2 protein-coding genes and 1 pseudogene are annotated in these 2986 nt (G+C 28.8%); 1 reads left to right on the forward strand and 2 read right to left on the reverse strand.

Annotation, left to right across the window (positions count from 1 at the left end; genetic code table 11):
* Window positions 1-1062: pseudogene (locus LS69_RS09805) on the forward strand (hypothetical protein); the annotation flags it as partial.
* A 297-nt stretch (window positions 1063-1359) separates the two neighbouring features.
* Here the strand turns inward: LS69_RS09805 and LS69_RS09810 are convergent.
* Window positions 1360-2511: a hypothetical protein gene (locus LS69_RS09810; RefSeq protein ID WP_138124588.1), complete on the reverse strand. Its 1152-nt coding sequence runs from the start codon at window positions 2509-2511 to the stop codon at window positions 1360-1362.
* A gap of 2 nt (window positions 2512-2513) precedes the next feature.
* Window positions 2514-2960: a DUF5675 family protein gene (locus tag LS69_RS09815; protein ID WP_342747953.1), complete on the reverse strand. Its 447-nt coding sequence runs from the start codon at window positions 2958-2960 to the stop codon at window positions 2514-2516.
* Window positions 2961-2986: the final 26 nt, after the last annotated feature.

Below are 2986 nucleotides of genomic sequence, written 5' to 3' on the forward strand. Positions count from 1 at the left end.
TTATTCATTCAAAGAGAACAAGGGGATTTAAAAGAAACTTTAATGACTTTAAGCAATTATAGATTCTATTTAGAAGAGATAAACCAAGATTCTAATAATCCCAATCATACAAATACTAATCATTCAAATGAGAATCTAAACTCAAATGATTTCAATCCTAATCACAATACAACAAATCAAGAATCCAATCGTCTAAATACCAATCAAGATTCTAATAATGCAAACAATCATTTAAAGAATCATTCAAGTAATTCTTTTAATGATATAAACCAAGATTCCAATAATCCCAATCATACAAACAACCATACAAATATCAATCATTTTAATGCTAATATGAATACAGATTCCAACAATCTAAACATTAACAATCATTTAAACCCTAACCAAGATTCTCTTGCAATACAAGCCAATTTAGAATCTAAAGATTCTACCCCCTCTACTTATACTTTACAAACAATCCTACAAAAAGACAAAGCTTATTCTACTTTAGGTATAGAGTTAAAATCTCCTAAAGCAATAGAGACTTATAACATCAATGGAAACTTTAGTATTAAACTTACAAATATTAACTTACAAGATATACAATCCCAAAGCAACAATACACTCACTAAAGATTCTCCACTCTTTATTTATATTCAAGATTATAAACTTAACTTTATCGCTAAACTAAAAGATAAACAAACTACAATCAAGATTCCATTAGATACTACCATTACCAAAGATAAATACAATAATATTAACTTACAAGATACTAAACTTCTCTTTCTTTCTTTTATTCCCTTTAAAGATAATGATGAGGCTAATAATACCAAAGCACAAAAGATTCAAATAGAATCTAAGGATTTAGAGAAACAATCTATCACTAAACAATTTAAGATTCCAATTATTGAAGATTTTAAAGAGAATGAGATTATCAAAGAATGGAAAAGAGAATCTTTGAGTAATAAGATTATAGAAGTATATTTTAGTTATGGGGAAGAATGCAGCGAAGTAGAGCAATACTCTAAGTGTCAAGATGATATGAATTTGCATATCATTGTTGAAGATTATAAAGTAAGTTAATATTATTGTATTTATCTTTGGTAATGGTAGTATCTAATGGAATCTTGATTGTAGTTTGTTTATCTTTTAGTTTAGTGATAAAGTTAAGTTTATAATCTTGAATATAAATAAAGAGTGGAGAATCTTTAGTGAGTGTATTGTTGCTTTGGGATTGTATATCTTGTAAGTTAATATTTGTAAGTTTAATACTAAAGTTTCCATTATTGTTATAAGTCTCTATTGCTTTAGGAGATTTTAACTCTATACCTAAAGTAGAATAAGCTTTGTCTTTTTGTAAAGTCGTTTAGAGAGAACTACTCATTTTAAACCCCAAGAAAGTTGGGATTTGTGAATATAACCCTCTATGTTTTCTCCTTCTTTATCTGAAAAATATACTTTATACCAGCCATTTATTGGGAAACCTTCTGTGTAGAGTTTTTCTGTAAATTCTACTTGTGGTTTATCATGAAGAAACATCTTCCTCTGATTAATCCAAAATTTACTTGGGATAAATTTGTCTCCTAAAGATTCCCAACAAATAGAATCTGTAAGCTTGGCGTTAGGATATTGTGTTGCTATTTGTTTAATAATGCGAGATTTAGTATTTGGTTTTTCTCTTATATTTACATACATATCTTTTGAATAAGTATAGATTCTCTCATCTATTGGATTATTAGAGCAATATTTCGGTTTATATTGCATTTTATATTCTGCACATATATTTTTGAGTTGCTTCGCAACCTCTTCATCTTCTTTGGAAGTAGTTGCAAATGCTTTTGATATTGTGATAATATGTGTTGGGATAGGTCTATCTATATTTACAGCAGTTTTTATTTGTATTTTTATGGGCAAAACAAGATAGGATTTATCTTGTAATTGTTCTTTTATAGTTGGGTATATAGTTTCAATCTTACTGTATTCTGTTGGCAAAATATAATTCATTCCAGCATTAATATGTTGAGTTAAAAATCCTTTCTCGGCATCTCCACCTTGCATTTCATTGTCATAAGTAATGTAAAAAGCTATACTATAATCAACATTAGAACAATCTAGTTCAAAAGAATGTATCCCGCAAGGCTCTTTTGTAATATATAAAAACCCTTTTACTACTTCATAAATATAGGGTTGATTTATGGGTTCAAATAAAGTAATATAGCCTATTTCATATGGATAAAAATCCTTAATATATTGAGGAATGATTTTTTGCAAATTCTGCTTTTGAAATGAAGTAGAACCCATAGTATATCCACGCAAATACAATACTTCTATTTCCCTATTAACACCATATCTTTCTACCCAACCACTATCAAAAATAGAATATTTTTCACCTATATGAGAATCAGTAGTATCACTATTTGCAAAAAAAGGCTTTTGCTCATAGAATTCTATATTTTTATACATCAGGCTATCATCTTTAGCATAAACATTTATCATAGCAAGGCACAATAAATACAATACTAGTGGTTTCACGATTACTCCTTGTTTTTTATGATTTCCTCTGTGATTTTGATAATGAATCTTTTTACAACATTTTCATTTGTTCTGATATAAGTTTTTGTTTTTGTTGCATTGACATAACTTGCATAATCGTGTCTTATTATAGCCCCAACAAGCTTTTCAGTCATTTCTACTGAACCACTCGCAACATTATTTGCATAGGCTTTATTTGGCATAAGACAGCCTAAAGTATCTTTACCTGTATTACCTATATGGATAAGAATATCACTTCGTTTTCCAATATCAGTCCCATTTATTGCCCTTAATTCTGGGGCAAAACCGCTTTGAAATTCTATGGGTAATTTTCCCAAAAATTTGCCATCTTTTTTAACTTTTTTGTCTGATGGTCTCCAAAACACCTCATATTCTCCTGCTGGTATTCTTGTATCACTGCCTGCAAACTTTTGTTGTTCGTTAGCGATTTTACCAACATTTGGATTATATCATG

This window comes from Helicobacter sp. MIT 05-5294 (genome assembly GCF_000765675.1).
GTDB lineage: Bacteria > Campylobacterota > Campylobacteria > Campylobacterales > Helicobacteraceae > Helicobacter_D.